The organism is Streptomyces sp. NPDC001770 (assembly GCF_053596135.1).
In genome coordinates this window covers 52,370-78,728 of sequence record NZ_JBSFFN010000016.1, presented here as the reverse complement: position 1 = coordinate 78,728, position 26,359 = coordinate 52,370, and the positions used below count along the sequence as shown (strand labels likewise).

Genomic DNA, 26,359 nt, shown 5'->3' with positions numbered 1-26,359 from the left:
CGGGGGCGGCGGGAACCGGCGTTTTTTCCGGTCGGGTCCTGGGGGCGACCCGGGGACCCGACCGGCACCTTCCTCCAGCAGGCCCGTAGAAGTCACCCCCACCCAGGAGCCCGAAGATGTTCGAGGCGGTCGAGGAACTGATCGGTGAACACGCCGATCTCGAGAAGAAGCTCGCCGACCCGTCGGTCCACGCGGATCAGGCCAACGCGCGCAAGCTCAACAAGCGCTACGCGGAGCTGACCCCGATCGTCTCCACGTACCGGTCCTGGAAGCGGACCGGCGACGACATCGTGACCGCACGCGAGTTCGCCGCCGACGACCCCGACTTCGCCGCCGAGGTCAAGGAGCTGGAGAAGCAGCGCGAGGAGCTCACCGAGCACCTGCGCCTCCTTCTCGTTCCGCGCGACCCGAGCGACGACAAGGACGTGCTCCTGGAGATCAAGGCGGGTGCGGGCGGCGACGAGTCGGCCCTGTTCGCCGGTGACCTGCTCCGCATGTACCTCCGCTACGCCGAGCGCATCGGGTGGAAGACCGAGATCATCGACTCCACCGAGTCCGAGCTCGGCGGCTACAAGGACGTCCAGGTCGCCGTGAAGACCAAGGGCGGCAACGGGGCCACCGAGCCCGGCCAGGGCGTCTGGGCCCGGATGAAGTACGAGGGCGGCGTGCACCGCGTGCAGCGCGTGCCCTCCACCGAGTCCCAGGGCCGCATCCACACCTCCGCCGCCGGCGTCCTCGTGACCCCCGAGGCCGAGGAGGTCGAGGTCGAGATCCACGCCAACGACCTCCGCATCGACGTGTACCGGTCCTCCGGCCCCGGCGGCCAGTCCGTCAACACGACCGACTCCGCCGTCCGCATCACGCACCTGCCGACCGGTGTCGTCGCCTCCTGCCAGAACGAGAAGAGCCAGCTCCAGAACAAGGAGCAGGCCATGCGCATCCTGCGGTCCCGGCTGCTCGCCGCCGCCCAGGAGGCCGCCGAGCAGGAAGCCTCCGACGTCCGCCGCAGCCAGGTGCGCACCGTCGACCGCTCCGAGAAGATCCGTACGTACAACTTCCCGGAAAACCGCATCTCGGACCACCGCGTCGGCTTCAAGGCGTACAACTTGGACCAGGTCCTCGACGGGGACCTCGACGCGGTGATCCAGGCGTGCGTCGACGCCGACTCCGCCGCCAAGCTCGCCAACGCCTGATCCCGCCCGCCCCGCCCGTGAACCCGTACGGAGATCCGCGATGAACCTGCTGCTCGCCGAGGTGGCCCAGGCCACCCAGCGGCTGGCCGACGCCGGTGTCCCCTCACCGCGATTCGATGCCGAGGAGCTCGCGGCCTTCGTCCACGGAGTCAAGCGGGGCGAGCTGCACCGGGTGCCGGACGCGGACTTCGACGCGCGCTACTGGGAGACCATCGCGCGCCGCGAGAACCGCGAACCCCTCCAGCACATCACCGGCCGCGCCTTCTTCCGCTACCTGGAGCTCCAGGTCGGCCCCGGGGTGTTCGTGCCGCGCCCGGAGACCGAGTCGGTCGTCGGCTGGGCCATAGACGCGGTCCGCGCGATGGACGTCGTCGAGCCGCTCATCGTCGACCTCTGCACCGGCTCCGGGGCCATCGCCCTCGCCATGGCCCAGGAGGTGCCGCGCTCGCGCGTGCACGCCGTGGAGCTTTCCGAGGACGCCCTGACGTGGACCAGGAAGAACGCCGAGGGGTCCAGGGTCACCGTGCACCGCGGAGACGCCCTGAGCGCCCTTCCCGAGCTCGACGGCCAGGTCGACCTGGTGATCTCCAACCCGCCGTACATCCCGCTCACCGAGTGGGAGTACGTCGCGCCCGAGGCCCGCGACCACGACCCGCAGATGGCGCTGTTCTCCGGCGAGGACGGCCTCGACACCATCCGCGGCATCGAGCGCACCGCGCACCGCCTGCTCCGCCCCGGCGGCCTCGTCGTCATCGAGCACGCCGACACCCAGGGCGGCCAGGTCCCCTGGATCTTCACCGAGGAACGCGGCTGGGCCGACGCGGCCGACCACCCGGACCTCAACAACCGCCCGCGGTTCGCCACGGCCCGCAAGGCCATGCCGTGACCGGCGCGGCGGCCCCGTGCCCGCACTGCCTGTCCCACCTTTACCCGTACCCGCTTGAGGAGGCCGGCTGATGGCACGGCGATACGACTGCAACGACGCGACCGACCGTACGACCGGGCTGCGTGAAGCCGCCTCGGCGGTCCGTCGCGGCGAACTGGTCGTGCTGCCCACCGACACCGTGTACGGCATCGGTGCGGACGCCTTCTCCTCGGAGGCCGTCGCGGACCTGCTGGACGCCAAGGGCCGCGGGCGCAACATGCCCACCCCGGTCCTCATCGGCTCCCCGAACACGCTGCACGGCCTGGTCACCGACTTCTCCGAGCAGGCGTGGGAGCTCGTCGACGCCTTCTGGCCCGGCGCCCTCACCCTCGTCGCCAAGCACCAGCCGTCGCTCCAGTGGGACCTCGGCGACACCCGCGGCACCGTCGCCGTCCGGATGCCGCTGCACCCGGTCGCCATCGAACTCCTCACCGAGGTCGGCCCGATGGGCGTCTCCAGCGCCAACCTCACCGGCCACCCGTCCCCGGAGACCTGCGACGCCGCCCAGGAGATGCTCGGGGACTCCGTCTCCGTCTACCTCGACGGCGGCCCCACCCCGGGCAACGTCCCGTCCTCCATCGTCGACGTCACCGGCAAGGTCCCGGTCCTGCTGCGCGCCGGCGCCCTGTCCGTCGAGGAACTGCGCAAGGTGGTACCCGACCTCGAGGTGGCCAATTGACCGCCCCTGAGGGGCGTGGCATAGCGGGGCAGACCGACCACTTCCGCATTCTCCACGTCAGCACCGGCAACGTCTGCCGCTCGCCCATCACCGAGCGGCTGACCCGCCATGCCCTGGTGGACCGCCTCGGCGATCCGCTCCAGGGCGGCCTCATCGTGGAGAGCGCCGGCACCTGGGGACACGAAGGCGCCCCCATGGAGGCGAACGCCGAGATCGTCCTCGCCGACTTCGGCGCGGACGCCACCGGCTTCGTCGGCCGCGAGCTCCTCGACGAGCACGTGATCCGCGCCGACCTGGTGCTCACCGCGACCCGCGACCACCGCGCGCAGGTCATCTCGATGGGCCACTCCGCGGGTCTGCGCACCTTCACCCTGAAGGAGTTCACCCGGCTCGTGCGGGCCATAGACCCCGCGACCCTGCCGGACGCCGACGACGAGGGCGTGGTCGAGCGCGCCCGCGCACTGGTCCGCGCCGCCGCAGCGCTGCGCGGCTGGCTGCTCGCCCCGACCGTCGACGCCGACGAGGTGTACGACCCGTACGGCGCCCCGATCACCTTCTTCCGCTCGATCGGGGACGAGATCAACCAGGCGCTCGACCCGGTCGTCACCGCGCTCACCGGCGTGCCCGCGCACCACTGAGACGCGCCCCCGAGACGTACTCCGGCCGGGGGCACCCACCCTTGCGCCGACCGGCCCCACCGGCCCTTTCGCGGCGGGCGTACGGGCGCCCACCGGCCTACATTGGATGCGAAGCCCCCCACCGCACTCCTTCAGGCCCGGAGCCGTCAGATGCCGGTCAGCACCCCCACCGCACCACTGCCGCCCGCCGCCCCGCAGTGGGACCCCGGCCCGCTGCCGCGCACCGATCCGGAGATCGCCGAGGTGCTCCGGGACGAGGCGTTCCGGCAGGCCGGCTCGCTCCAGCTGATCGCCGCCGAGAATTTCAGCTCGCCCGCCGTCCTGGCCGCGCTCGCCTCGCCGCTCGCCAACAAGTACGCCGAGGGCTACCCCGGCGCCCGCCACCACGGCGGCTGCGACCACGTGGACGCCGCCGAGCGCATCGCGGTCTCCCGCGCCACCGCCCTCTTCGGCGCCGAGCACGCCAACGTCCAGCCGCACTCCGGCTCCTCCGCCGTGCTCGCCGCCTACGCGGCCCTGCTGCGCCCCGGCGACGCCGTACTGGCCATGGGCCTGACCTCCGGCGGCCACCTCACGCACGGGTCGCCGGGCAACTTCTCCGGACGCTGGTTCGACTTCACCGGCTACGGAGTCGACCCGGACACCGGACTGATCGACTACGACCGGGTACGCGCCCTGGCCCGCGCCCGCCGGCCCAAGGCGATCGTCTGCGGCTCGATCTCCTACCCCCGCCACCCCGACTACGCGCTCTTCCGCGAGATCGCCGACGAGGCCGGCGCCCGCCTGATCGTCGACGCCGCACACCCGATGGGGCTGATCGCCGGGGGAGCGGCGCCCAACCCGGTGCCGTACGCCGACGTGGTCTGCGCCACCACGCACAAGGTGCTGCGCGGGCCGCGCGGCGGGATGCTGCTCTGCCGGGCGGAGCTGGCCGGGCGGATCGACCGCGCGGTCTTCCCGTTCACCCAGGGCGGGGCGCAGATGCACACCATCGCCGCGAAGGCCGTCGCGTTCGGGGAGGCGGCGACACCCGCGTACGCGATGTACGCGCACCGGGTCGTCGCCAACGCCCGGGTGCTCGCCGCCGCGCTGGAGGCGGAGGGGTTCGAGGTCGCGACCGGCGGCACCGACACCCACCTGGTCCTGGCCGACCCGGCGCCGCTCGGCGTCGACGGGCGCACCGCCCGCGACCGCCTCGCCGCCGCCGGCGTGGTCCTGGACGCGTGCGCGCTGCCGCACAAGGGAGCCGCCGCCCTCACGGACGGCCACGGCCGGGGCATCCGGCTGGGCACGGCGGCGGTCACCACCCAGGGCATGGACGAGGCGGACATGGCCCGGATCGCCGTCCTGCTCGCCGACGCGGTCCGGGACGGGGCCGACCATGATCGTATCCGGGCCGACGTGCGAGGATTCACCGAGCGGTACCCGCTCCCTCAGGGGTAGGGGCTTCCGTCCGGACCGGGCTGGACCGGGGAGCGGTGCCGGGGCGCGCGAGTCCGGCACGATCCGCCGGAAGCCCCGGGCGAAACCTGTGGAACCGTCACCCGTTCCCTGATGTCCTTGCTCGTGGGGCTAGGGTGTGGGGCTGAGATGGCCGGCGAAATCTGTGGGGCAGCCCGTGCGTGATTACCTGCTGACGCTGTGTGTCGCGGCCGCAGTGACCTATCTGCTGACCGGACCGGTGCGGAAGTTCGCCATCGCGATCGGGGCCATGCCCGCGATCCGCGCGCGCGACGTGCACCGGGAACCGACACCGCGGCTCGGTGGCATCGCCATGTTCGGCGGACTGTGCGCGGGGCTGATCGTCGCCTCGCACCTGTTCAACCTCGGCGGGGTCTTCGAACTCTCCAACGAACCGAGGGCGTTGCTCTCGGGGGCCGCGCTGATCTGGCTGATCGGCGTCCTGGACGACAAGTTCGAGATCGACGCCCTGATCAAGCTCGGCGGCCAGATGATCGCCGCGGCCGTCATGGTCATCCAGGGCCTGACGATCCTCTGGCTGCCCATCCCCGGCGTCGGGACGGTGGCGCTCACCCCCTGGCAGGGCACCCTGCTCACGGTCGCCCTGGTCGTCATCACCATCAACGCGGTGAACTTCGTCGACGGCCTGGACGGCCTCGCCGCCGGCATGGTCTGCATCGCGGCCGCCGCGTTCTTCCTGTACACCTACCGCCTCTGGTACGGGTACGGCATCGAGGCCGCCGCCCCGGCCACGCTCTTCGCCGCGATCCTCATGGGCATGTGCCTCGGCTTCCTGCCGCACAACATGCACCCCGCCCGGATCTTCATGGGCGACTCCGGCTCGATGCTGATCGGCCTGGTGCTCGCCGCCGGCGCGATCTCGGTGACCGGGCAGGTCGACCCGGACGCGATGAAGCTCTTCGAGGGGAGCGAGCGGCAGGCCACCCACGCGATGCTGCCGGTCTTCATCCCGCTGCTGCTGCCGCTGACGATCATCGCGATCCCCGCCGCCGACCTCGTGCTCGCGATCGTGCGGCGCACCTGGAACGGCCAGTCGCCGTTCGCCGCGGACCGCGGCCACCTGCACCACCGGCTGCTGGAGATCGGCCACTCGCACAGCCGGTCCGTGCTGATCATGTACTTCTGGTCGGCGCTGATCGCCTTCGGCGCCGTCGGATACTCGGTGCACTCGGCGTCGATGTGGATCGTGCTGGTGATCGTCTTCCTCAGCGCCGTCGGGCTGGTGCTGCTCCTGCTGCCGCGCTTCACGCCGCGCGCCCCGCGCTGGGCCAACTCCCTGGTGCCGCCCCGCTACCGGCGCCGGCGCCGGGTCGTCCTTCCCGAGGGGCCCCACGAGGAGCTGCCCGACGGGGGAGCGGCCGCCCCGGAAGTCCACGGCTCGCACCTCGCGGACGAGGGCTCCGAGGGCGCACGGGTCGCGGTGGGTGTCTCCGGCGTCAACGGAGCGACCGCGATCGGCACTCGTTCGCGGTTCTCCGATCGACGCAAAGCCGATTCCTCGCGTTGACCTTTCGGACGCCGTAGCCCTTACCAGACAAGTCGTCAGGTTGTCGCGCGCCACGCAAGCAACTAGTCCTCACGTGTGACAGTTGGCACACGTTTGAGGTAAAGACCTCATCAAATAGTTTGTGATACCGTTCACGAGACCCGGTGACAGAGCCGAAGGACCCGAGTACGTCGGTCCATTGGCCTCAGGCATCGACTCGGACCGGGCCTACGCTCGTCCATGACGACACCATTTGCCCACCCCAAGCAAGCGGAGCTGCCGCCATGCCGACCAACGACGCCCGGATCCTCCTCCACACCGCCCTGCCCACCGCTGCCGCCGGCGTCATCGCCGTGGCCGTCAGCGCGGGTGTGGCCGGCGGCAAGGGGGCGCTCGGCGCGCTCGTCGGGGCGGTGGTCTCAATCTTCTTCATGGGGCTCGGACTCGTCGTCCTGCAGCGGACCGCCCGGTCCCTCCCGCATCTGTTCCAGATGATGGGGCTGATGCTGTACACCGCCCAGCTCCTGCTGATGGTGATCTTCGTCGCCCTGTTCAAGAACACGACCGCGTTCAACCCGAAGGCGTTCGCGATCTCACTGGTCGCGCTCACCCTCGTATGGATCGGTGCCCAGGCCCGTGCGTACATGAAGGCCAAGATCCTCTACGTCGAACCCGAGTCCGGCAAGGCCGCAAAGCCCGAAAAGACCGGCTCCTCGACGTGAAGGGTAGGGGCGGAATAAATGCCCGATCCGGACCCTGCTATCGTCCGGTTCCAACTGCGGCACTGCGGGCGCGGGCATGTGAGCTGACGCCTGCCCGATCGCGAGGCTCACATGCCTGACTGCCGCTCTCACATCCGAAACACCAGTCCAGTGCCGAACCGCGGCTGCGCGCCGCGCCGACACAACGAGGTTGCCGTACCTATGCGCCACGCTGAAGGAGCCCGCGGTGAGTGCTGACCCGACACAGGTGCTCGCCTTCGAGACCGATTGCCACATCTTTGACGGTTGTGGTTTCCCGGCACCCGGCCTGCACTCGTTCCTGTTCGAACCCCTCTGGGGCGATGCGGACAGCAACCTGTACTTCAACAAGCCGATGCTGCTGGCCCTGCTGGGCTCGGTCATCATCGTCGGTTTCTTCTGGGCCGCGTTCGCCAAGCCCAAGATCGTCCCCGGCAAGCTGCAGTCCGTCGCCGAGATGGGTTACGACTTCATCCGCCGCGGTGTCGTGCACGAGACCATCGGCAAGCGCGAGGGCGAGAAGTACGTCCCGCTCGTCGTCTCGCTGTTCTTCTTCGTGTGGATGATGAACCTCTGGTCGATCATCCCGGTCGCGCAGTTCCCCGTGACGTCGATCATCGCGTACCCGATCGTCCTCGCCCTGATCGTCTACGTGCTCTGGGTGAGCCTGACGTTCAAGAAGCACGGGTTCGTCGGCGGCTGGAAGAACATCACCGGCTTCGACAAGTCGCTCGGCCCGGTCGCCTGGCTGGCCGCGTTCATCGAGCTCTTCTCGAACCTGCTCGTCCGCCCGTTCACGCACGCGGTGCGACTGTTCGCGAACATGTTCGCGGGCCACACGCTGCTGCTGCTGTTCACGATCGCCAGCTGGTACCTGCTCAACGGCATCGGTATCGCCTACGCCGGCGTCTCGTTCGTGATGGTCATCGTGATGACCGCGTTCGAGCTCTTTGTCCAGGCGCTGCAGGCGTACGTCTTCGTACTCCTGACTTGCACCTTCATCCAGGGCGCGCTCGCCAAGCACCACTGAGCCTCACGCACCCGACCCTTATTCGTCCGATGGCCAACCCCCATCGGTCCTTGAAAGAGAAGGAAGACTGGCATGTCCCAGACCCTCGCCGCTGTCACTGGCGACCTGAAGGCTCTCGGCTCCATCGGTTACGGCCTCGCCGCGATCGGCCCCGGCGTCGGCGTCGGCATCATCTTCGGTAACGGCACCCAGGCCCTCGCCCGTCAGCCCGAGGCTGCCGGCCTGATCCGCGCCAACCAGATCCTCGGCTTCGCCTTCTGTGAGGCGCTCGCCCTCATCGGTCTGGTCATGCCGTTCGTCTACGGCTCCTGATCCTCAGGCCCTGACGACCAGCAACCGAGACGAAAGGCACTGATGTGAACCCCCTGGTTCAGCTCGCGGCCGAAGAGGCGGAAAACCCCCTCATCCCGCCGATTCCCGAGCTCGTCATCGGCCTCATCGCCTTCCTCATCGTCTTCGGTCTCCTCGCCAAGAAGCTCCTCCCGAACATCAACAAGGTTCTGGACGAGCGCCGCGAGGCCATCGAAGGCGGTATCGAAAAGGCCGATGCGGCCCAGACCGAGGCGCAGAGCGTTCTTGAGCAGTACAAGGCTCAGCTCGCCGAGGCGCGTCACGAGGCCGCTCGACTGCGCCAGGAGGCGCAGGAGCAGGGCGCCGTCATCATCCAGGAGATGAAGGCGGAAGGCCAGCGGCAGCGTGAGGAGATCATCGCTGCCGGTCACGCCCAGATCGAGGCCGACCGCAAGTCCGCGGCCGCCGCGCTGCGTCAGGACGTGGGCAAGCTCGCCACCGACCTGGCCGGCAAGCTCGTCGGCGAGTCCCTGGAGGACCACGCCCGGCAGAGCGGCACCGTCGACCGGTTCCTCGACGAGCTCGAGGCGAAGGCCGAGGCCGTCCGATGAACCACGCGAGCCGCGAGGCACTGGCTGCCGCGCGCGAGCGGCTCGACGCGCTGACCGACAACACGTCGGTCGACGCCGAGAAGCTCGCCGAGGAGCTGGCATCCGTCACCGCGCTGCTCGACCGTGAGGTCTCGCTGCGTCGGGTCCTCACCGACCCGGCGCAGAGCGGCGAGGGCAAGGCCGGGCTCGCGGGCCGACTGTTCGGCGGTCAGGTGAGCGGCGAAGCCGTCGACCTGGTCTCGGGCATGGTCCGCTCGCGCTGGTCCTCCTCGCGCGACCTGGTGGACGCGATCGAGGAGCTGGCGGCCACCGCCGACCTCACCGCGGCCCAGCGTGCGGGTGCGCTCGACGACGTCGAGGACGAGGTGTTCCGGTTCGGCCGGATCGTCTCCTCCGACACGGCGCTGCGCTCCGCGCTCACCAGCCGTACGGCCACCCCCGCCGCGAAGGGCACGCTGCTGCGCAGCCTGCTCGGCGGGAAGAGCCGCCCGGCGACCGAGCGTCTCGTCACGCGCCTGGTCACGCACCCCCGTGGACGTAGCCTGGAGGCGGGACTCGAGTCCCTGTCCAAGCTCGCCGCGGCCCGTCGGGAACGCACCGTCGCCGTGGTCACCTCCGCGGTGCCGCTGACCGACGTGCAGAAGCAGCGCCTCGGCGCGGCGCTGGCGAAGATCTACGGCCGGCAGATGCACCTGAACCTGGACGTGGACCCCGAGGTCCTCGGCGGAGTTTCGGTGCGCGTCGGTGACGAGGTCATCAACGGCACCATCGCGGACCGCCTCGACGAGGCGACCCGTCGCATGGCCGGCTGACGCCAGCCTTCGCTACAGAACCAGAACGAGCAACACCTGCGGCCCGGTTGGGCCGTGCAGAAACTGCAGAAGATTCCTGGGGGTCGGCCCCCAGACCCCCTTAAGAAACTTCGGGCCCAACAAGGAGAGCAGGGAACCCAGATGGCGGAGCTCACGATCCGGCCGGAGGAGATCCGGGACGCACTGGAGAACTTTGTCCAGTCGTACCAGCCGGACGCGGCCTCGCGCGAGGAGGTCGGTACGGTCAGCGTTGCCGGCGACGGCATCGCGAAGGTGGAGGGCCTGCCCTCCGCCATGGCGAACGAGCTGCTGAAGTTCGAGGACGGCACCCTCGGTCTCGCCCTCAACCTCGAGGAGCGCGAGATCGGTGCGATCGTCCTCGGCGAGTTCAGCGGAATCGAGGAGGGCCAGCCGGTGCAGCGCACCGGTGAGGTGCTCTCCGTCGGCGTCGGCGAGGGCTACCTCGGCCGCGTCGTCGACCCGCTCGGCAACCCGATCGACGGTCTCGGCGAGATCGCGACCGACGGCCGACGCGCCCTCGAGCTGCAGGCCCCGGGCGTCATGGTCCGCAAGTCGGTCCACGAGCCCATGCAGACCGGCTACAAGGCCGTCGACGCGATGGTGCCGATCGGCCGCGGCCAGCGTCAGCTGATCATCGGCGACCGTCAGACGGGTAAGACCGCTCTGGCCGTCGACACGATCATCAACCAGCGCGACAACTGGCGCTCGGGCGACGTGAACAAGCAGGTGCGCTGCATCTACGTCGCCATCGGTCAGAAGGGCTCCACCATCGCCTCGGTGCGCGGTGCCCTCGAAGAGGCCGGCGCGCTGGAGTACACGACCATCGTCGCCGCCCCGGCGTCCGACCCGGCCGGCTTCAAGTACCTGGCGCCGTACACCGGTTCGGCCATCGGCCAGCACTGGATGTACCAGGGCAAGCACGTCCTGATCATCTTCGACGACCTTTCGAAGCAGGCCGACGCCTACCGCGCCGTGTCGCTTCTGCTGCGCCGTCCGCCGGGCCGCGAGGCCTACCCGGGCGACGTCTTCTACTTGCACTCGCGTCTGCTGGAGCGCTGCGCCAAGCTCTCCGACGAGATGGGTTCCGGTTCGATGACCGGTCTGCCGATCGTCGAGACCAAGGCGAACGACGTGTCGGCGTTCATCCCGACCAACGTCATCTCCATCACCGACGGCCAGTGCTTCCTGGAGTCCGACCTGTTCAACGCGGGTCAGCGTCCGGCGCTCAACGTCGGTATCTCGGTCTCCCGAGTCGGTGGCTCCGCCCAGCACAAGGCCATGAAGCAGGTCTCCGGCCGACTGCGCGTGGACCTCGCCCAGTACCGCGAGCTGGAGGCGTTCGCCGCCTTCGGTTCCGACCTGGACGCGGCCTCCAAGGCGTCGCTGGAGCGCGGTAAGCGCATGGTCGAGCTGCTGAAGCAGCCGCAGTACGCCCCGTACCCCGTCGAGGAGCAGGTCGTCTCCGTCTGGGCCGGCACCACCGGCAAGATGGACGACGTCCCGGTCGAGGACATCCGTCGCTTCGAGAGCGAGCTGCTGGACTACCTGCGCCGCGAGCGCAAGGACCTCCTGACCAGCATCGTCGAGGGCGGCAAGATGTCGGACGACACGCTGCAGTCGATCGCTGACGCCATTGCCGCGTTCAAGCAGCAGTTCGAGACCTCGGACGGCAAGCTTCTGGGCGAGGGCTGATCGATGGGCGCTCAGCTTCGCGTTTACAAGCGCCGCATCCAAGCCGTCACCGCGACCAAGAAGATCACCAAGGCGATGGAGATGATCGCCGCCTCGCGCATCGTCAAGGCGCAGCGCAAGGTGGCGGCGTCGCTGCCGTACGCCACCGAGCTCACCCGCGCGGTGACCGCGGTGGCGACCGGCTCCACCACCAAGCACCCGCTCACCACCGAGGCCGAGGCTCCGACCCGGGCCGCGGTCCTGCTCCTCACGAGCGACCGCGGTCTGGCCGGCGGCTACTCCTCCAACGCCATCAAGGCGGCGGAGCGCCTCCGGGAGCGTCTTGGCGCGGAGGGCAAGGAGGTCGACACCTACATCGTCGGCCGCAAGGGTGTCGCCTACTACGGCTTCCGTGAGCGGACGGTCGCGGAGTCCTGGACGGGCTTCACCGACAACCCGTCGTACGCGGACGCCAAGGCGGTCGCCGCACCCCTCATCGAGGCCATCTCCAAGGAGCCGGCCGAGGGTGGCGTCGACGAACTGCACATCGTCTTCACGGAATTCGTGTCGATGATGACGCAGAACGCCATCGAGGACCGGATGCTGCCGCTCTCCCTCGACAAGGTCGTGGAAGAGAACGGTACGAAGGGGGAGATCCTTCCCCTGTTCGACTTCGAGCCGTCGGCTGAGGACGTCCTCGACGCCCTTCTGCCGCGCTACGTCGAGAGCCGCATCTACAACGCGCTGCTGCAGGCCGCTGCTTCCGAGCACGCTGCCCGCCGCCGCGCGATGAAGTCGGCCACCGACAACGCCGGGGATCTCATCAAGAGCCTCTCCCGGCTTGCCAACGCGGCCCGCCAGGCCGAAATCACCCAGGAAATCAGCGAGATCGTCGGTGGAGCCAGTGCGCTGGCCGACGCGACCGCGGGGAGTGACAAGTAATGACGACCACAGTTGAGACGGCCGTTGCCACGGGCCGCGTCGCCCGGGTGATCGGCCCGGTCGTCGACGTGGAGTTCCCCGTCGACGCGATGCCGGACATCTACAACGCGCTGCACGTCCAGGTCGACGACCCGGCCGAGGCCGGCGCTCGTAAGACGCTGACCCTCGAGGTCGCCCAGCACCTGGGCGACGGCGTGGTCCGCGCGATCTCGATGCAGCCGACCGACGGTCTGGTCCGCCAGGCCCCGGTGACCGACACGGGCGCGGGCATCACCGTTCCCGTCGGTGACATCACCAAGGGCAAGGTGTTCAACACCCTCGGTCAGATCCTGAACGAGCCGGAGGCCGAGGCGCAGATCACCGAGCGCTGGCCGATCCACCGCAAGGCCCCGGCCTTCGACCAGCTCGAGTCGAAGACCGAGATGTTCGAGACCGGCCTGAAGGTCGTCGACCTGCTGACCCCGTACGTCAAGGGCGGCAAGATCGGTCTGTTCGGTGGTGCGGGCGTCGGCAAGACGGTCCTCATCCAGGAAATGATCATGCGTGTGGCGAAGCTGCACGACGGTGTGTCGGTGTTCGCCGGTGTCGGCGAGCGCACCCGTGAGGGCAACGACCTCATCGACGAGATGACCGACTCGGGCGTCCTGGACAAGACCGCGCTGGTCTTCGGCCAGATGGACGAGCCGCCGGGCACCCGTCTGCGGGTCGCGCTGTCCGCCCTGACCATGGCGGAGTACTTCCGCGATGTGCAGAAGCAGGACGTGCTGCTCTTCATCGACAACATCTTCCGCTTCACGCAGGCCGGTTCCGAGGTCTCCACGCTGCTCGGCCGCATGCCGTCCGCAGTGGGTTACCAGCCGACCCTGGCCGACGAGATGGGTGTGCTCCAGGAGCGCATCACCTCGACGCGTGGTCACTCGATCACCTCGATGCAGGCGATCTACGTCCCCGCGGACGACCTGACCGACCCGGCCCCGGCCACCACGTTCGCCCACCTCGACGCGACGACGGTTCTCTCCCGTCCGATCTCCGAGAAGGGCATCTACCCGGCCGTGGACCCGCTGGACTCCACGTCCCGCATCCTGGACCCGCGCTACATCGCGCAGGACCACTACGACACGGCCAGCCGCGTCAAGGGGATCCTGCAGAAGTACAAGGACCTCCAGGACATCATCGCGATCCTCGGTATCGACGAGCTGGGCGAAGAGGACAAGCTCGTCGTCCACCGTGCCCGTCGCGTCGAGCGCTTCCTGTCGCAGAACACCCACGCCGCCAAGCAGTTCACCGGCCTGGACGGTTCGGACGTTCCGCTCGACGAGTCGATCGCGGCGTTCAACTCCATCTGTGACGGGGAGTACGACCACTTCCCCGAGCAGGCGTTCTTCATGTGCGGTGGCATTGAGGACCTCAAGGCCAACGCCAAGGAGCTCGGCGTCTCCTGAGCCTCCGGCTCACCGAGGGGGGTGGGCGTGTCCCACCCCCCTCACCACGCCCCGTAGAATTGACCCAACACCCGGCAACTACGGCCGGGTGGTGACCCGAGGAGCCACCCTTGGCTGCTGAGCTGCATGTCGAGCTGGTCGCCGCGGACCGCAGTGTCTGGTCCGGCGAGGCCACCCTGGTCGTCGCGCGCACCACGTCCGGCGACATCGGCGTCATGCCCGGTCACCAGCCGCTTCTGGGTGTGCTGGAATCGGGCCCGGTGACCGTCCGTACGAGCGACGGCGGCACCGTCGTCGCCGCCGTGCACGGCGGATTCATCTCGTTCGCGGACGACAAGCTGTCGCTGCTGGCCGAGATCGCCGAGCTTGCCGACGAGATCGACGTCCAGCGTGCCGAGCGCGCGCTGGAGCGGGCGAAGTCGGACACGGACGCCGCCGCCGAGCGACGCGCGGACGTACGACTGCGTGCGGTGTCGGCGCACTAGTGCTGTGACCGGCAGTGTTGCCCGAGAGGGGCGTTAGCGCCTTTCGGGGAGAAGTTTTTACTCAGCCGCGGCCCGAGCTGGAATTATCCAGACCGTGTCGCGGCTGAGGCGATGCGGGTGCGGTTCGTTTTCTGGTTACTCGACGATGCGAGGAGGTCGGTGGAGATGGTCCTCGCGTTGTGGGTGGGCGGAGTCGTCCTCGTACTGATCCTGGTGGGACTCTTCGTCTTCGGTCTGCGCCGGCGGCTCATCCAGCGCTCGGGCGGGACCTTCGACTGCAGTCTGCGCTGGGACGTGTCCACGGAACCGGACCCCACCGGCAAGGGCTGGGTCTACGGAGTCGCCCGCTACAGCGGTGACCGGGTCGACTGGTTCCGGGTGTTCTCCTACTCCCCGCGTCCGCGCCGCGCCCTGGAACGCGGTGCCATCGAGGTGGTCGACCGCCGGCTCCCCGAGGGCGAGGAGGAGCTGGCGCTCCTCTCCGACTCCGTCGTGCTCGGCTGTCTCCTGCGGGGGACCCGCCTGGAGCTGGCGATGAGCGAGGACGCGCTGACGGGTTTCCTCGCATGGCTGGAGGCGGCACCGCCCGGCCAGCGGGTGAACGTGGCGTAGTGGGTACGCCCGCGGGTCGCGTCCCGCGGTGAACGTGAACGTGCTCCGGGACCGGCTGTGTCCCGGGCAGGGCCGGGTGATCGCTCCCCGGCCTTCTCTGTTGTCCGGGCGCGCTTGTCCGGTGCTGTCCGGTGCCGCTGTCCCGGTTGCCGCTTCCGGGTGCCCGTGCGGGGTGCTGTTCCGGGTGCGGTGGTCCGCCCGGCTCGTACGCGTACGGGCCACGGCGACCCGTAGGACACCGGCGTAGCGACCCGCATGCCGCCGTGCGTCTCGCCCGCGCGTCTCGCCCCGTGCGTACCGCCCCGTGCGAGACCTCCAGGAACGACGAAAGACCGGGGAGACAGGGGGCGGACCTGTCTCCCCGGCGCTTTCGGGGGTGGTGCTCTTCAGGGCCGGGGCCCTGGGGGAGGGCTACTTGAGGTTGGTGCCCATCGCCTTCACGAGCTCACCGTTGCTGGTGTCGCCGCTGAACTCCCAGAAGAACGCGCCGCCCAGGCCCTGGTTCTTCGCCCACGCCATCTTCGAGGCGATGGTGGCCGGGGTGTCGTAGCTCCACCAGTTGGTGCCGCAGTGGGCGTAGGCCGTACCGGCGATGGTGCCGGTGGCCGGGCAACTGGTCTTCAGGACCTTGTAGTCCTCGATACCGGCCTCGTAGGTGCCGGCCGCCGCGCCGGTGGCGGTGCCGCCGGGCGCGTCCTGGGTGACGCCGGTCCAGCCGCGTCCGTAGAAGCCGATGCCGAGGAGCAGCTTGGCCGCCGGGACGCCCTGGGCCTTGAGCTTGGCGATGGCGTCGGCGCTGGTGAAGCCGGCCTGCGGGATGCCGGAGTACGAGGTCAGCGGCGAGTGCGGGGCCGTCGGACCGGTGGTCGCCCAGGCGCCGAAGAAGTCGTACGTCATGACGTTGTACCAGTTGAGGTTCGCCGAGGCGCCCGCGTAGTCGGCCGCGTCGATCTTGCCGCCGGCGGAGCCGTCCGCCGTGATGGCGGCGGTGACCAGGGCGGAGGAGCCGAACTTGCTGCGCAGCGCCGAGGTGAGGTTCTTCAGGGCCGCCGGGCCGCTGGTGTCACAGGTCAGACCGCAGCCGTTGGGGTACTCCCAGTCGATGTCGATGCCGTCGAAGACGTCGGCCCAACGCGGGTCCTCGACCAGGTTGTAGCAGGACTGGGCGAACGCGGCCGGGTTCTGCGCGGCCTGGGGGAAGCCGCCGGACCAGGTCCAGCCGCCGAAGGACCAGAGGATCTTGATGTTCGGGTACTTGGCCTTCAGCTTGCGGAGCTGGTTGAAGTTGCCGCGCAGCGGCTGGTCCCAGGTGTCGGCGACCCCGTCGACGGCCTGGTCCGCGGTGTACGCCTTGTCGTAGTCGGCGTAGGAGTCACCGATGGCGCACTGGCCGTTGGTGACGTTGCCGAAGGCGTAGTTGATGTGCGTGATCTGCTCGGCGGAACCCGAGGTGACCAGGTTCTTCACGTGGTAGTTGCGGCCGTAGACGCCCCACTCGGTGAAGTAGCCGAGGTTGACCTTGCTGCCGGTGCCGGGGGTGCCGGGATCGGTCGTGCCGCCGCCGGTGGTCTTGACGCTCACCGCGCCGGAGACCGGGCCCGTCACGTCGGAGGTGTCGCGCGCCTGCACGGTGTACGAGTAGCTGGTACCGGCGGTCAGGGCGCTGTCGGTGTACGTCGTGGTGGTGACGGTGGCGACCTTCGCCCCGTCGCGCAGCACGTCGTAGTTCTTGATGCCCGAGTCGTCGGTCGCGGCGGTCCAGGTCAGCTTCGCCGAGGTGTTGGTGATGGCGCTCGCGGTGGGGGTGCCGGGGGCGGACGGGGCGCTGTTGCCCGGCACCGTCGTGCCGCCGTCACAGGAGGCGCCGTTCAGCTTGCAGGCCGCCGGGGAGCCGGTGCCCGCACCGTTGAAGCCGAAGCTGATGCTCGCGCCGGCGGCGAGGGAGCCGTTCCAGCCGAGGTTCTTGGCGGTCCAGTGGGTGCCGGAGCTGGTGACGGTCGCGTCCCAGGCGGAGGTGACCGAGGTACCGGACGGGAAGTCCCACTCGATGGTCCACGAGGAGAGCGCGGTGGTGCCGGTGTTCTTCACCGTCCACTGGCCCTCGAAGCCGGTGCCCCAGTCGGACTTCTTGACGTACGTGGCGGTGGCCGAGGTGGCCGCCGAAGCGGGAGTGGCGAGGCCGACCATCGCGGCGATCGGCAGCAACAGCGCGGAGAGGCCCGCTATCGCCTTGGTCCTGGCGCTTCTTCTGAGCGCCCAGCCGAATCTGGTCCGGCGTTCGGGGGTTGCGGTGCTCAACGGTGCTCCTCGGGTGAGGTCCGACAAACGGGGGGTGGTTCGTGGACTGCAGACCCTGCGCCGCCCTGAGTACGCCTTGTCATGTGCGCGCTCATCGCAGTGTGTTGCGGTGAGACTAGGAAGGTCTGGACCAATCGTCAAGAGGTCTGGACCAGGGGAAGTACTGGGCGGTAGAGGACCTGATCACCGGGGCAACTCCCGTGTGCACACCATCTTCTGAGGCCCATTCGGCAGGCTCGGCCGCGGCCGGCACCGTGCTGACGTGCGCGTTCGCCACCGTCCGGGCAGCCCGAAGCGGCCCCGCGATCTCCGGGCCCGACGTTTCGTCACAGGCCCGGCCCGCGGGGCCGGGTGCCGCACCTCACGCGGCGTTCGCCGGCGGTCGCCGGCTTGGGGGAAGGCAGCCCTCAGCGGTCCCCGCCCGGCACCCAGAGCACGTCCCCGACCTCCTTGTTCGCCGTCCTCGCCAGGATGAACAGCAGGTCGGAGAGGCGGTTGAGGTACGTGGCCGTCAGCGGGTTCATCACCTCGCCGTGCACCTCCAGCGCCGCCCACGTCGAGCGCTCCGCGCGCCGGACCACCGTGCACGCCTGGTGGAGCAGCGCCGCACCCGGCGTACCACCCGGAAGGATGAAGCTCCTCAGCTTCTCCAGGTCTTCCAGGAAGTGGTCGCAGTCGGCCTCCAGCTTGTCGACGTACGCCTGCTCCACCCGCAGCGGCGGGTACTTCGGGCTCTCCACCACCGGCGTCGACAGGTCGGCGCCCACGTCGAAGAGGTCGTTCTGCACCCGGACGAGGACCTTCACCACGTCCTCGGAGAGCCGCCCGAGCGCCACCGCCGTCCCGATGGCCGCGTTGGCCTCGTTGGCGTCCGCGTACGCCGAGATCCGCAGATCGGTCTTGGCGGTACGGCTCATGTCGCCGAGGGCGGTCGTGCCCGTGTCGCCGGTACGGGTGTAGATGCGCGTCAGATTGACCATGCGACCAGGCTATGCGGAGCACGGGGGCGCTTCCGCGCCTTCCTCGCGTGGCCGTGGTCACGCACAACTGCCCCCGGAGCGCCGACGCCTGACGCCGGCCGGTGTGATGTCCGTCATGTGAGACGTGACGCGCATCTCTAAGCGGTCACACCGCCCCTCACGGGTACTAATCTCCGCCGAGGAGCACATGAAGGACAGTCGGAGAGAGTGCGTCAGAAACTGCCGCACGGGTGACAAGACCAAAGGGGTGTGACGTGGCCGGGAAGCTCGCCGTCATCGGGGCCGGACTCATGGGGTCCGGTATCGCGCAGGTCTCCGCCCAGGCCGGCTGGGACGTCGTGCTGAGAGACGTCACCGACCAGGCCCTGAGCCGTGGGCTCGACTCGGTGAAGGCGTCGTACGAGAAGTTCGTCGCGAAGGGCAGGCTGACGGCGGACGATGCCGAGGCCGCCCTCGCCCGCATCACCACGACCACCGACCTGGACGCCGTCAGCGACGTCGACGTCGTGGTCGAGGCCGTGTTCGAGAAGCTGGAGGTCAAGCACGAGATCTTCCGCACCCTCGACAAGGTCGTACGGGAGGACACCGTCCTGGCCTCCAACACCTCCGCCATCCCGATCACCAAGATCGCGGCCGTGACGGAGCGCCCGGAGCGGGTGGTCGGGGTGCACTTCTTCTCACCGGTGCCGATGATGCGGCTCTGCGAACTCGTCCGGGGCTACAAGACGAGCGACGAAACCCTGGCCGCGGCGCGGCAGTTCGCCGAGTCGGTCGGCAAGACCTGCATCGTCGTCAACCGGGACGTGGCGGGGTTCGTCACCACCCGCCTCATCTCCGCGCTCGTGGTCGAGGCCGCGAAGCTCTACGAGTCGGGCGTCGCCACCGCCGAGGACATCGACACCGCCTGCAAGCTCGGCTTCGGCCACGCCATGGGCCCCCTCGCGACCGCCGACCTGACCGGCGTCGACATCCTCCTGCACGCGACGTCCAACATCTACACGGAGTCTCAGGACGAGAAGTTCGCCGCCCCGGAGCTGATGCGCCGGATGGTCGACGCGGGTGACATCGGCCGCAAGAGCGGGCAGGGCTTCTACACCTACTGAGCACCACCCCGGTCCCCCCGGGGGTCCTCGCGCCGCGCGCCGCGCCGTCGCCCGGGCCCCGGGGCGCCCGGGCCACGCGGGGCCGGACCTGTCCGGCCCAGGGGAAGCCGCACCGGAAACGGTGCGGGACCAGCGGACCGACATCACCCCACAGGGTGAATTCGGTATCGGTTCGCTTACAGGTGGCAACCTCCCCGCTCCAGCCGCAGTCAGTTGTGGCAGAAGCGGGGGCGGCCACACGGACTCTTGTACGAAGCGATACCGGGGAGCGCATATGCACATCAGGGGCGACCACGCCGAGCTGGTCGTCGGGGGCCGCCTCGACGTCCGAAGCGCGGCGGACGCCCGTACGGCTCTGCACGCCGCCGTCGACGACGGCGTCGGCGACCTGGTGCTCGACCTGACCGAGCTGGACTCCTGGGACGCCACCGGACTCGGCGTCATCATGGGAGTGCACCGCAGGGCGGGCCGTGCCGGACGACGCCTGGTGCTGCGCGGCGTACCCCCGCAGATGCAGCGCCTGCTGGTGGCGACCCGGCTGCACCGCATCCTGGCCATCGAGGGCGGGATCGTCGCGGAATCGCTGCCCCGGGTCTGAGGGGGTCGGGAGCCCGCCGGGAGCACGACGGCCGGCCCCGGGGCGGGAACCGTCCGGGCCGTGTCCACCTGGCCCGCCGAGCCGCCGACGGTCCGGCATGACCGGCGGCCGAACCGGGCAATACACATGAGACCGTGACGTCCCGGGCTGCGTACACCCCCGCCGACGCGACGGAGCGGAGGACGGATTAGGGTTCGGCCGTCCGCCGATCGACCGAACCCGCGGGCGGACACCACGAGCAACAGCGGCACGTGCGCGCCGGACGGGCAGCAGCGCGACGCGTCTGGGGGACTTGGACGATGAATCCGACACCACGGGACCCGGAGCAGTACGGCGGTCGCGACACCGACGGGAACGGCGAGGCGCCTGCCCGGCGCAGGCCGTCCCGTGACGTCCTGCCGACCGAACTCGTGCCGCAGACCGGGGCCAAGGCCCGCGTCGTCCGGCTCATATCCGGCGACCTCCTGATCACGGTCAACCCCGTGGACGGCAGCGAGGCCGAACCCTGCCCGCCCGGCGTACGGCCGGCCGCGCCGCTGAAGCGCACCGCCGAGGACCGCGCCGCCCGCGAGCGGGCCGCGGAACCCCCCGTACCGCCGGGCCCGCCCGCCCCGCAGCTGCCGCTGCTGGAGCGTCAGGAAGAGCGCGGACGGCTCGTACGGCTCCTCACCCGGGGCCGCTCGGTCCGCCTCGGCGGCCCGCCCGGCTCCGGCCGCACGGCCCTGCTGGACGCCGTCGCCGCCGACTGCGCGGAGCTCGCGCCCGACGGCGTCGTCCGGCTCTCCGGCCACCGGCGCACCGCCCCCGACCTGCTCCAGGCCCTCTACGAGACCGTGTACGACGCCCCGCTGTACCGGCCGGGACACGATGAACTGCTGACCGCCCTCTCCGGGATCGGCGCGGTCGTCGTCGTGGACGACCTGGAGATCGACGGCGCCGCCCTGGGCGAACTCCTCGACGCCACCCCCGAGTGCGCCTTCCTCTTCGGTACGACCCCCGACGTGGCCGCCGACGCCGAACTCGACGACGTCTCCCTCGCCGGACTGAGCCGCGCCGCCGCGACCGACCTGCTCGGCAGGGTCGCCGGACGGCCGCTCACCGACGAGGAGGCGAACTGGGCGGGCGACCTCTGGTTCGAGTCCGAGGGGCTGCCGCTCCGGTTCGTCCAGGCGGGCGCCCTGCTGCGCCAGCGCGACCAGCTCCGGGAGATCCCGGAGGACTTCGACGAGTACGGCGCCTTCGAGGAACGCCCCGCCGGGGCCCTGCCCGTGCCTCTCGTCCCGGTCCGCGACGACGTGCCGCTGCCCAGCATCGGTGAGGCCGCCGCTCCCGCCCTGCTGCTCGCCTCCCGCCTCAGCGAGGCCGCCCGCGAAGCCCTGCGGTTCGCCGTGGCGCTCGGCGGCGAAGTGCCTCACCAGGCGCACCTCCCGGCGCTGATCGGGCACACCCACGCCGACGCCGCGCTCGGCGAGCTCGACGGATGCGGGCTCCTCTCCCCGGCAGGCTCCCGCTACCGGCTGGCCGCCGGAGTGCAGACCCAGCTGGAGCTCGGCGGCTACGCCGAGGACGCCGAGGGCCGCGCCCGTACCGCCGCCGACCACTACGCCTGGTGGGCCAAGCACCCCTCGGTCACCCCGGCCCGCGCGGTCGCCGAGGCCGACGCCGTCCTCGCGGCGATGGCCGCCCTGCTCCCCGGCGGCGGCCCGGAGGCGGCCCCGACCGTCGTCCGGCTCGCCCGGAGCGCCGGGCCCGCCTTCGCCGCCGCCCTCCAGTGGGGCGCCTGGGAGAAGGCCCTGCGGGTCGGCCAGGAGGCGTCCCGGCTGGCCGGCGAGGTCGCGGAAGAGGCGTACTTCCACCACGAGTTGGGCGTCCTCGCGCTCTGCGCCGGGCACCTGGACCGGGCGCGGGCCGAGCTGGAGGCGTCGATCGGGCTGCGGGGCGCGCTCGCCGACCGGTCCGGCGCCGTCGCCGGCCGCCGCGCGCTCGCCCTCGTCACGGACCTGTCCGGCGCCCTGCCGTTCGGCGCCCTGCCGTCCGGGCCCGTACCGGCCGCGCTCCTCCCCGGGACGGGCGGGGACACCGCCGCGGGCTCCCGGGACGACCACGCCGTGACGGAGATCCTGCCCGCCCTGCCCCCGCTGCCCTCCCTGCCGCGGCAGACGCTGGTGGTGGAGGAGCCGCAGACGGTGGTGACGCACGCGGCGACGGCCCCGGGCAAGGGCGGACGCCCGAATGGCGTGAAGGCCGTGGGCCGGACCGTCGTCGCCGGGGCCCGGCGCAACCTGGTGGCCGTGGGCGCGGGCGCGCTGCTGGTCGCGGTGCTCGGTACCGTCGTGACGCTCGGCGCCACCGCGGGCAGCGAGGACACGGGCAACCGGAGCGTCACCCCGGGGCACTCCGCCGAGGACGGCGACCAGGAGAGCACGGTCCCGGACGAGGACACCCCGGCCCAGGACGACGGCACGGGCGGCTCCGCACCGAGCGGCAGCGCCTCCGCCCCGCCCGGCCCGTCCGGTACACCCACCCCGGACAGCACCGGCACACCCACCCCCGGCAGCAGCGGTACGGCGCAGAGCCCGTCCCCTGGTACGACCTCGCCCACCGCGGGCGACTCCGGCAGCTCGGTGCCCACCCCGCCGGCCGGCGGGTCCGCCTCGACCTCACCCACGGACCCCACGAGCTCCAGCCCGGACCCCTCGGCCACCGGGGACGGCAGCGCGTCGCCCTCCACGTCGCCCTCGGACACGCCGACCGGCGGCAGCACGACTCCCGGAGGCGAGGAGAGCGGGGGCGGAGACGGGACCGGGACCGGAGAAGGCGACGGCGCCACGGCCACCGCGTCCGGTACCGCCGAGGCGAGCCCCTGGGGAAGCCCCGGCACCCCGACGGCCACACCGGCCGGAGCCTGAGCGGGGACGTGAACCGGGACCTGAGCCAGGACCTGAACCGGGACCTGAGCGGGGACGTGAACCGGGACCTGAGCGGAGACCTGAACCGGGACCTGAGGCTGGGTCATACGGTCGTACCGGCTGTCGGGACGTGGCCCGTTCCGGCAGCCGGGGCCCGCACCGTCCCGTCCGGAACCTGGGACCTCGATTTCCGGACTACCTGGTGTTTTCCGGACAGGTGGCACCGCCCGAAACATCGATAACCGGACGGCTTGTCGACCAAGCCGTCCGGTCGTCCGCGCCCGGCGCGGGGCGGCTGAAAATCAGAACAGTCGCAGTTTGTCGTCCTCGATGCCGCGCATCGCGTTGTAGTCCAGGACCACGCAGCCGATCTTGCGGTCGGTGGCGAGAACCCGCGCCTGCGGCTTGATCTCCTGCGCCGCGAAGACGCCCCGCACCGGCGCCAGGTGGGGATCGCGGTTGAGCAGTTCCAGATAACGGGTGAGCTGTTCCACGCCGTCGATGTCACCGCGCCGCTTGAGTTCCACGGCCACGGTCGCACCCTCGGCGTCCCGGCAGAGGATGTCCACGGGGCCGATGGCGGTGGGGTATTCGCGGCGGATCAGGGTGTAGCCCTCGCCCAGGATCTCGATCCGGTCGGCGAGCAACTCCTGGAGGTGCGCTTCCACACCGTCCTTGATCAGGCCGGGATCGACACCGAGCTCGTGCGAGGAGTCGTGGAGGATCTCCTCCATCGTGATGATCAGTTTTTCGCCCGCCTTGTTCACCACGGTCCAGATGTTCCGGTCGTCGCCGGAGCCCTCCTTCAGGGTGCACGGCGGAGACATCCAGTTGAGCGGTTTGTACGCCCGGTCGTCGGCGTGGATCGAGACGCTGCCGTCCGCCTTCACCAGGATCAGACGGGGAGCGGAGGGCAGGTGGGCGGTGAGCCGGCCCGCGTAGTCGACGGAGCAACGGGCGATGACGAGACGCATGGTCGGCAACGCTACTCGACAACGGGTGGTCGGCGCGATTCGCACCTCCTGAGCCACTCCAGCCCCTGCCGGAGCGCACAGGGTCTTGCCCCTCTTTGCTCGGGTTCGTTGTTGGCCGGTTGTGTTCCCAATCTCCTGGTGCGACCAGGACCGCACCCTTACCGTGGAAGCAGGAGGTCGCCGGGTGTGCACGCTGCGTCGCCGTCCTTCTGCCGTGCCCGTAAGGCCCTGGCCACCCGCCGGGGTCGCGAGAGGAGAACCCATGTCGCTCGACGTCTCACCGGCCCTCTTGGAACAGGCCGAGCGAGGCGAGGTCGACGAAGCCGACTTCGTCGACTGCGTCCGGACCTCCCTGCCCTACGCATGGGAGATGATCAGCTCACTGGTGGCCCAGCTGAAGGTGGACGGCGGACAGTTCGCCGACAACCAGACGCCGCCGCCCAACGAGCAGGCACGTGGTCAGCTGCTGCGCGCGCTCGCGAGCGACGCGATACGCGGTGCCCTGCAGCGGCACTTCGGAGTGCGACTGGCATTCCAGAACTGCCACCGTGTCGCGGTCTTCCCGCTCGACCCGTCGGTCGACGACCGGCTGGCCAAGTTCACCTCGGTGAGGGGCCAGTTGCTCAACCAGTCGCCCGAACTCCGGGACTGCTGACCATCTCCGCCGCCGCTCCGGGCCGGGGCCGGCGCCCCCGGGAGAAGGTCCCGCCCCGGAGCGGCGGCGTCCCGTGCCACCGCGCCGACAGGTCCTCGCCGCGCCCCTCACACCAGCAGCGGCAGCACCTCGGTGCCCAGCCTGCGCAGGTTCTCCTCCGTCGCCGCGAGGTCGCCGGACCCCTCGGAGAGGAGCGCGAAGCGGGTGATGCCCGTGCGTTCGGCCGTGGCCGCGAGCCGGTCGGCGGCGAGCCGGGGCGGTCCCACCGGGTGCAGTCCGCAGAGCAGTTCGGTGTACTCCACGGGGTCGCGCATCGCGCGGTACCGGCCGTCGACGGTCACATGCTTGCCCAGGCCGTCCCGCAGCCACTCCGGCATCGCCTTCACCAGCGTCTGCACGGCGTCCTCGTGGCAGTCCCCGATCTGGGCCACGCCCGCCGAGACGTGTCCGGCCGCCGCGACGGCCTCCGGCGGATGACCGGCCTCCCGGGCGCTGCGGCGCCACAACGCGACCATGTCCGCCTTCTCCTCGTCGCCGCAGTGCATCCCGAGCAGCATCGGCAGGGCCTTCTCCGCGGCGAGGCGCACCGTCTTCGGCGAGGTGCACGCCACGATCACCTCCGGGCCGGGCTTCGGCGCCCCGTCCGCGTCGAGCAGTTCGTCGGCGCGCGGCACCACCGCCACCTCGCGGAAGGGGTAGCGGCTGCCGCGCCCGGTCACCCGGGGCCGGCGCAGCCAGTCGAGCAGCAGGTCAAGGGACTCGGGGAAGCCGCTGTCGTACGCTTCCAGACCCGCGCCGAAGACCTCCAGGTCCACCCACGGCCCGCCCCGGCCCACGCCGAGGCTGAACCGGCCGCCGGTCGTCAGGTGGAGCAGCGCCGCCTGTTCGCCGAGCGCGACGGGGTGCTGGGTCGGCAGCACGCTGACGGCGGTGCCGACCCGGATTCTGCGGGTGCGGCCGAGCAGCAGCGCGGCCAGCGTCACGGCCGAGGGGCACACCCCGTACGGCACGAAATGGTGCTCCGCCAGCCACACGGAGTCGAGCCCCGACTCCTCCGCCACTTCGGCGGACCGGATCGCCCGGTGCAGGGCCTCGCCCTGTCCCTGACCCGGAAACTGTGCTGCCAGTACGAACGTTCCCACGCGCATCGCCTTCTGCCTCCTTGCGGCCGACGCGGTTTTCCCCTACCGGCATCAACGCCTGACACGTGCCAAAGGCACGGGCCACGGGAGAAATTGTTGCGATTTTCCGGTAACCACCTCCGGTGCCCGCGTCCGGGCCGGTCATGCACGGGTGGTCGCACCGGCTCGCGCGGGTGCTCGTACGGTCCGCGCGGCCCCGCCCGGCCCGCACAGGGTTCACGCGCGACCCCCGCACACCGCGCGCGACCCCTCGGTCTCCTGGCTCTAGGCTGGAAGTCCCTGTCCCCGCGCACCCCCGTGAGGTGTCCCGTGTCCCCGCGCCGCAACCGCCCCAAGGGCGGCGAGAGCCCGTCCACCGATGCGAGCGTGACGGGGGACCGGTACGGCGGCGGCGCGGCCACCGAGGAGTGGCAGGGCGAGGAGTGGTCGGTGCGCCCGGTGGCCGGCGCGAGCGCGCAGGGCAAGCGCTACCGCTGCCCCGGCTGCGACCAGGAGATCCCCTCCGGCGTACCGCATCTGGTGGCGTGGCCCGAGTACGGCGGCATCGACGACCGGCGCCACTGGCACAAGGCCTGCTGGAACGCGAAGGACCGCCGCACCACACGGGTGCAGCGGTCCCGGAACGCCCCGCGCCACTGAC

The 26,359-nt window shown here is 70.6% G+C and carries 25 protein-coding genes; 21 read left to right on the top strand and 4 right to left on the bottom strand.

All coding sequences use genetic code 11. The features are described 5' to 3' along the window. Nucleotides 1–116: 116 nt before the first annotated feature. The 16 genes from prfA (at nucleotide 117) to ACWCSV_RS16650 (ending at nucleotide 15,060) form a co-directional block, all read left to right on the top strand. Entirely contained in the window at nucleotides 117–1,193 is a 1,077-nt protein-coding gene (prfA, locus tag ACWCSV_RS16725; RefSeq protein WP_390965436.1) for a peptide chain release factor 1, read from the top strand. Nucleotides 1,194–1,233: 40 nt separating this feature from the next. After that, the gene (prmC, locus tag ACWCSV_RS16720; protein WP_266709130.1) at nucleotides 1,234–2,079 is read left to right on the top strand and encodes a peptide chain release factor N(5)-glutamine methyltransferase; all 846 of its coding nucleotides are present in this window, start codon (nucleotides 1,234–1,236) and stop codon (nucleotides 2,077–2,079) included. A 70-nt stretch (nucleotides 2,080–2,149) separates the two neighbouring features. Further along, nucleotides 2,150–2,797, top strand: coding sequence for an L-threonylcarbamoyladenylate synthase (locus tag ACWCSV_RS16715; RefSeq protein ID WP_327177990.1), 648 nt, complete (start codon nucleotides 2,150–2,152; stop codon nucleotides 2,795–2,797). Beyond that, the gene (locus ACWCSV_RS16710) at nucleotides 2,794–3,435 is read left to right on the top strand and encodes an arsenate reductase/protein-tyrosine-phosphatase family protein (protein WP_451142783.1); all 642 of its coding nucleotides are present in this window, start codon (nucleotides 2,794–2,796) and stop codon (nucleotides 3,433–3,435) included. Before ACWCSV_RS16715 ends, ACWCSV_RS16710 begins: the two co-directional genes overlap by 4 nt. 150 nt (nucleotides 3,436–3,585) lie before the next feature. Then, a complete protein-coding gene (locus ACWCSV_RS16705; RefSeq protein ID WP_451142781.1) occupies nucleotides 3,586–4,878 on the top strand; it encodes a serine hydroxymethyltransferase in 1,293 nt (430 codons plus the stop codon). Between the two features lie 163 nt (nucleotides 4,879–5,041). Then, nucleotides 5,042–6,424 carry an MraY family glycosyltransferase gene (locus tag ACWCSV_RS16700; protein ID WP_451142779.1) on the top strand — a complete coding sequence of 461 codons (1,383 nt, stop codon included), beginning with the start codon at nucleotides 5,042–5,044 and terminating at the stop codon, nucleotides 6,422–6,424. Nucleotides 6,425–6,687: 263 nt separating this feature from the next. Next, nucleotides 6,688–7,125 (top strand): hypothetical protein, encoded by a 438-nt coding sequence (locus ACWCSV_RS16695; protein WP_451142777.1) that lies wholly within the window; start codon nucleotides 6,688–6,690, stop codon nucleotides 7,123–7,125. 226 nt (nucleotides 7,126–7,351) lie between these two features. Next, a complete protein-coding gene (gene atpB / locus ACWCSV_RS16690; RefSeq protein WP_387365940.1) occupies nucleotides 7,352–8,173 on the top strand; it encodes a F0F1 ATP synthase subunit A in 822 nt (273 codons plus the stop codon). Between the two features lie 72 nt (nucleotides 8,174–8,245). After that, a complete protein-coding gene (locus ACWCSV_RS16685) occupies nucleotides 8,246–8,485 on the top strand; it encodes an ATP synthase subunit c family protein (protein WP_005311859.1) in 240 nt (79 codons plus the stop codon). A 44-nt stretch (nucleotides 8,486–8,529) separates the two neighbouring features. Then, nucleotides 8,530–9,075: a F0F1 ATP synthase subunit B gene (locus ACWCSV_RS16680; protein ID WP_327177996.1), complete on the top strand. Its 546-nt coding sequence runs from the start codon at nucleotides 8,530–8,532 to the stop codon at nucleotides 9,073–9,075. Then, complete coding sequence (locus tag ACWCSV_RS16675) at nucleotides 9,072–9,887, top strand: F0F1 ATP synthase subunit delta (protein WP_451142775.1); 816 nt, start codon at nucleotides 9,072–9,074, stop codon at nucleotides 9,885–9,887. Before ACWCSV_RS16680 ends, ACWCSV_RS16675 begins: the two co-directional genes overlap by 4 nt. A gap of 141 nt (nucleotides 9,888–10,028) precedes the next feature. After that, entirely contained in the window at nucleotides 10,029–11,600 is a 1,572-nt protein-coding gene (atpA, locus tag ACWCSV_RS16670) for a F0F1 ATP synthase subunit alpha (protein ID WP_327177998.1), read from the top strand. Nucleotides 11,601–11,603: 3 nt separating this feature from the next. Beyond that, nucleotides 11,604–12,521: a F0F1 ATP synthase subunit gamma gene (locus ACWCSV_RS16665; protein WP_451142772.1), complete on the top strand. Its 918-nt coding sequence runs from the start codon at nucleotides 11,604–11,606 to the stop codon at nucleotides 12,519–12,521. Further along, on the top strand, nucleotides 12,521–13,963 hold the full coding sequence (gene atpD, locus ACWCSV_RS16660; RefSeq protein ID WP_451142770.1) for a F0F1 ATP synthase subunit beta: 1,443 nt from the start codon (nucleotides 12,521–12,523) through the stop codon (nucleotides 13,961–13,963). Before ACWCSV_RS16665 ends, atpD begins: the two co-directional genes overlap by 1 nt. A 110-nt stretch (nucleotides 13,964–14,073) precedes the next feature. Beyond that, nucleotides 14,074–14,448 (top strand): F0F1 ATP synthase subunit epsilon, encoded by a 375-nt coding sequence (locus ACWCSV_RS16655; RefSeq protein ID WP_327178001.1) that lies wholly within the window; start codon nucleotides 14,074–14,076, stop codon nucleotides 14,446–14,448. Between the two features lie 165 nt (nucleotides 14,449–14,613). Beyond that, nucleotides 14,614–15,060, top strand: a complete 447-nt coding sequence (locus ACWCSV_RS16650) for a DUF2550 domain-containing protein (protein WP_386891234.1) — start codon at nucleotides 14,614–14,616, stop codon at nucleotides 15,058–15,060. Nucleotides 15,061–15,471: 411 nt separating this feature from the next. Here ACWCSV_RS16650 and ACWCSV_RS16645 read toward each other — a convergent pair whose 3' ends face one another. Together ACWCSV_RS16645 and ACWCSV_RS16640 are read right to left on the bottom strand one after the other, a co-directional pair. Then, a complete protein-coding gene (locus tag ACWCSV_RS16645) occupies nucleotides 15,472–17,358 on the bottom strand; it encodes a glycosyl hydrolase family 18 protein (protein WP_451142768.1) in 1,887 nt (628 codons plus the stop codon). 407 nt (nucleotides 17,359–17,765) lie between these two features. Continuing rightward, a complete protein-coding gene (locus tag ACWCSV_RS16640; protein WP_451142766.1) occupies nucleotides 17,766–18,338 on the bottom strand; it encodes a cob(I)yrinic acid a,c-diamide adenosyltransferase in 573 nt (190 codons plus the stop codon). Between the two features lie 254 nt (nucleotides 18,339–18,592). Between ACWCSV_RS16640 and ACWCSV_RS16635 the strand changes: the two genes are divergently transcribed. The 3 genes from ACWCSV_RS16635 to ACWCSV_RS16625 all read left to right on the top strand — a co-directional run bounded on the left by ACWCSV_RS16635 (nucleotide 18,593) and on the right by ACWCSV_RS16625 (nucleotide 22,948). After that, nucleotides 18,593–19,441, top strand: coding sequence for a 3-hydroxyacyl-CoA dehydrogenase family protein (locus tag ACWCSV_RS16635; RefSeq protein ID WP_451142764.1), 849 nt, complete (start codon nucleotides 18,593–18,595; stop codon nucleotides 19,439–19,441). 274 nt (nucleotides 19,442–19,715) lie between these two features. Then, nucleotides 19,716–20,039: an STAS domain-containing protein gene (locus ACWCSV_RS16630; protein ID WP_390965451.1), complete on the top strand. Its 324-nt coding sequence runs from the start codon at nucleotides 19,716–19,718 to the stop codon at nucleotides 20,037–20,039. A gap of 299 nt (nucleotides 20,040–20,338) precedes the next feature. Then, nucleotides 20,339–22,948: an ATP-binding protein gene (locus ACWCSV_RS16625; protein WP_451142761.1), complete on the top strand. Its 2,610-nt coding sequence runs from the start codon at nucleotides 20,339–20,341 to the stop codon at nucleotides 22,946–22,948. 302 nt (nucleotides 22,949–23,250) lie between these two features. Here the strand turns inward: ACWCSV_RS16625 and nucS are convergent, their stop codons facing one another. Next, a complete protein-coding gene (nucS, locus tag ACWCSV_RS16620; protein ID WP_451142759.1) occupies nucleotides 23,251–23,922 on the bottom strand; it encodes an endonuclease NucS in 672 nt (223 codons plus the stop codon). A gap of 262 nt (nucleotides 23,923–24,184) precedes the next feature. On the opposite strand from nucS, the gene ACWCSV_RS16615 reads away from it, so the two are divergent. Further along, on the top strand, nucleotides 24,185–24,577 hold the full coding sequence (locus tag ACWCSV_RS16615) for an SCO5389 family protein (protein ID WP_266709169.1): 393 nt from the start codon (nucleotides 24,185–24,187) through the stop codon (nucleotides 24,575–24,577). Between the two features lie 107 nt (nucleotides 24,578–24,684). Here ACWCSV_RS16615 and ACWCSV_RS16610 read toward each other — a convergent pair whose 3' ends face one another. After that, a complete protein-coding gene (locus tag ACWCSV_RS16610) occupies nucleotides 24,685–25,725 on the bottom strand; it encodes an LLM class flavin-dependent oxidoreductase (RefSeq protein WP_451142757.1) in 1,041 nt (346 codons plus the stop codon). Between the two features lie 303 nt (nucleotides 25,726–26,028). Here ACWCSV_RS16610 and ACWCSV_RS16605 point away from each other — a divergent pair, with 303 nt between their 5' ends. After that, on the top strand, nucleotides 26,029–26,358 hold the full coding sequence (locus ACWCSV_RS16605) for an ATP/GTP-binding protein (RefSeq protein ID WP_327178010.1): 330 nt from the start codon (nucleotides 26,029–26,031) through the stop codon (nucleotides 26,356–26,358). The last annotated feature ends 1 nt before the right edge of the window (nucleotide 26,359 follow it).

Bases quoted from the DNA above. Each gene is read 5' to 3' on its own strand.
- prfA (WP_390965436.1), top strand. From the start codon at position 117: ATGTTCGAGGCGGTCGAGGAACTGATCGGTGAACACGCCGATCTCGAG.
- prmC (WP_266709130.1), top strand. From the start codon at position 1,234: ATGAACCTGCTGCTCGCCGAGGTGGCCCAGGCCACCCAGCGGCTGGCC.
- ACWCSV_RS16715 (WP_327177990.1), top strand. From the start codon at position 2,150: ATGGCACGGCGATACGACTGCAACGACGCGACCGACCGTACGACCGGG.
- ACWCSV_RS16705 (WP_451142781.1), top strand. From the start codon at position 3,586: ATGCCGGTCAGCACCCCCACCGCACCACTGCCGCCCGCCGCCCCGCAG.
- ACWCSV_RS16695 (WP_451142777.1), top strand. From the start codon at position 6,688: ATGCCGACCAACGACGCCCGGATCCTCCTCCACACCGCCCTGCCCACC.
- ACWCSV_RS16685 (WP_005311859.1), top strand. From the start codon at position 8,246: ATGTCCCAGACCCTCGCCGCTGTCACTGGCGACCTGAAGGCTCTCGGC.
- ACWCSV_RS16675 (WP_451142775.1), top strand. From the start codon at position 9,072: ATGAACCACGCGAGCCGCGAGGCACTGGCTGCCGCGCGCGAGCGGCTC.
- atpA (WP_327177998.1), top strand. From the start codon at position 10,029: ATGGCGGAGCTCACGATCCGGCCGGAGGAGATCCGGGACGCACTGGAG.
- ACWCSV_RS16665 (WP_451142772.1), top strand. From the start codon at position 11,604: ATGGGCGCTCAGCTTCGCGTTTACAAGCGCCGCATCCAAGCCGTCACC.
- atpD (WP_451142770.1), top strand. From the start codon at position 12,521: ATGACGACCACAGTTGAGACGGCCGTTGCCACGGGCCGCGTCGCCCGG.
- ACWCSV_RS16650 (WP_386891234.1), top strand. From the start codon at position 14,614: ATGGTCCTCGCGTTGTGGGTGGGCGGAGTCGTCCTCGTACTGATCCTG.
- ACWCSV_RS16640 (WP_451142766.1), bottom strand. From the start codon at position 18,338: ATGGTCAATCTGACGCGCATCTACACCCGTACCGGCGACACGGGCACG.
- ACWCSV_RS16630 (WP_390965451.1), top strand. From the start codon at position 19,716: ATGCACATCAGGGGCGACCACGCCGAGCTGGTCGTCGGGGGCCGCCTC.
- ACWCSV_RS16625 (WP_451142761.1), top strand. From the start codon at position 20,339: ATGAATCCGACACCACGGGACCCGGAGCAGTACGGCGGTCGCGACACC.
- nucS (WP_451142759.1), bottom strand. From the start codon at position 23,922: ATGCGTCTCGTCATCGCCCGTTGCTCCGTCGACTACGCGGGCCGGCTC.
- ACWCSV_RS16615 (WP_266709169.1), top strand. From the start codon at position 24,185: ATGTCGCTCGACGTCTCACCGGCCCTCTTGGAACAGGCCGAGCGAGGC.
- ACWCSV_RS16610 (WP_451142757.1), bottom strand. From the start codon at position 25,725: ATGCGCGTGGGAACGTTCGTACTGGCAGCACAGTTTCCGGGTCAGGGA.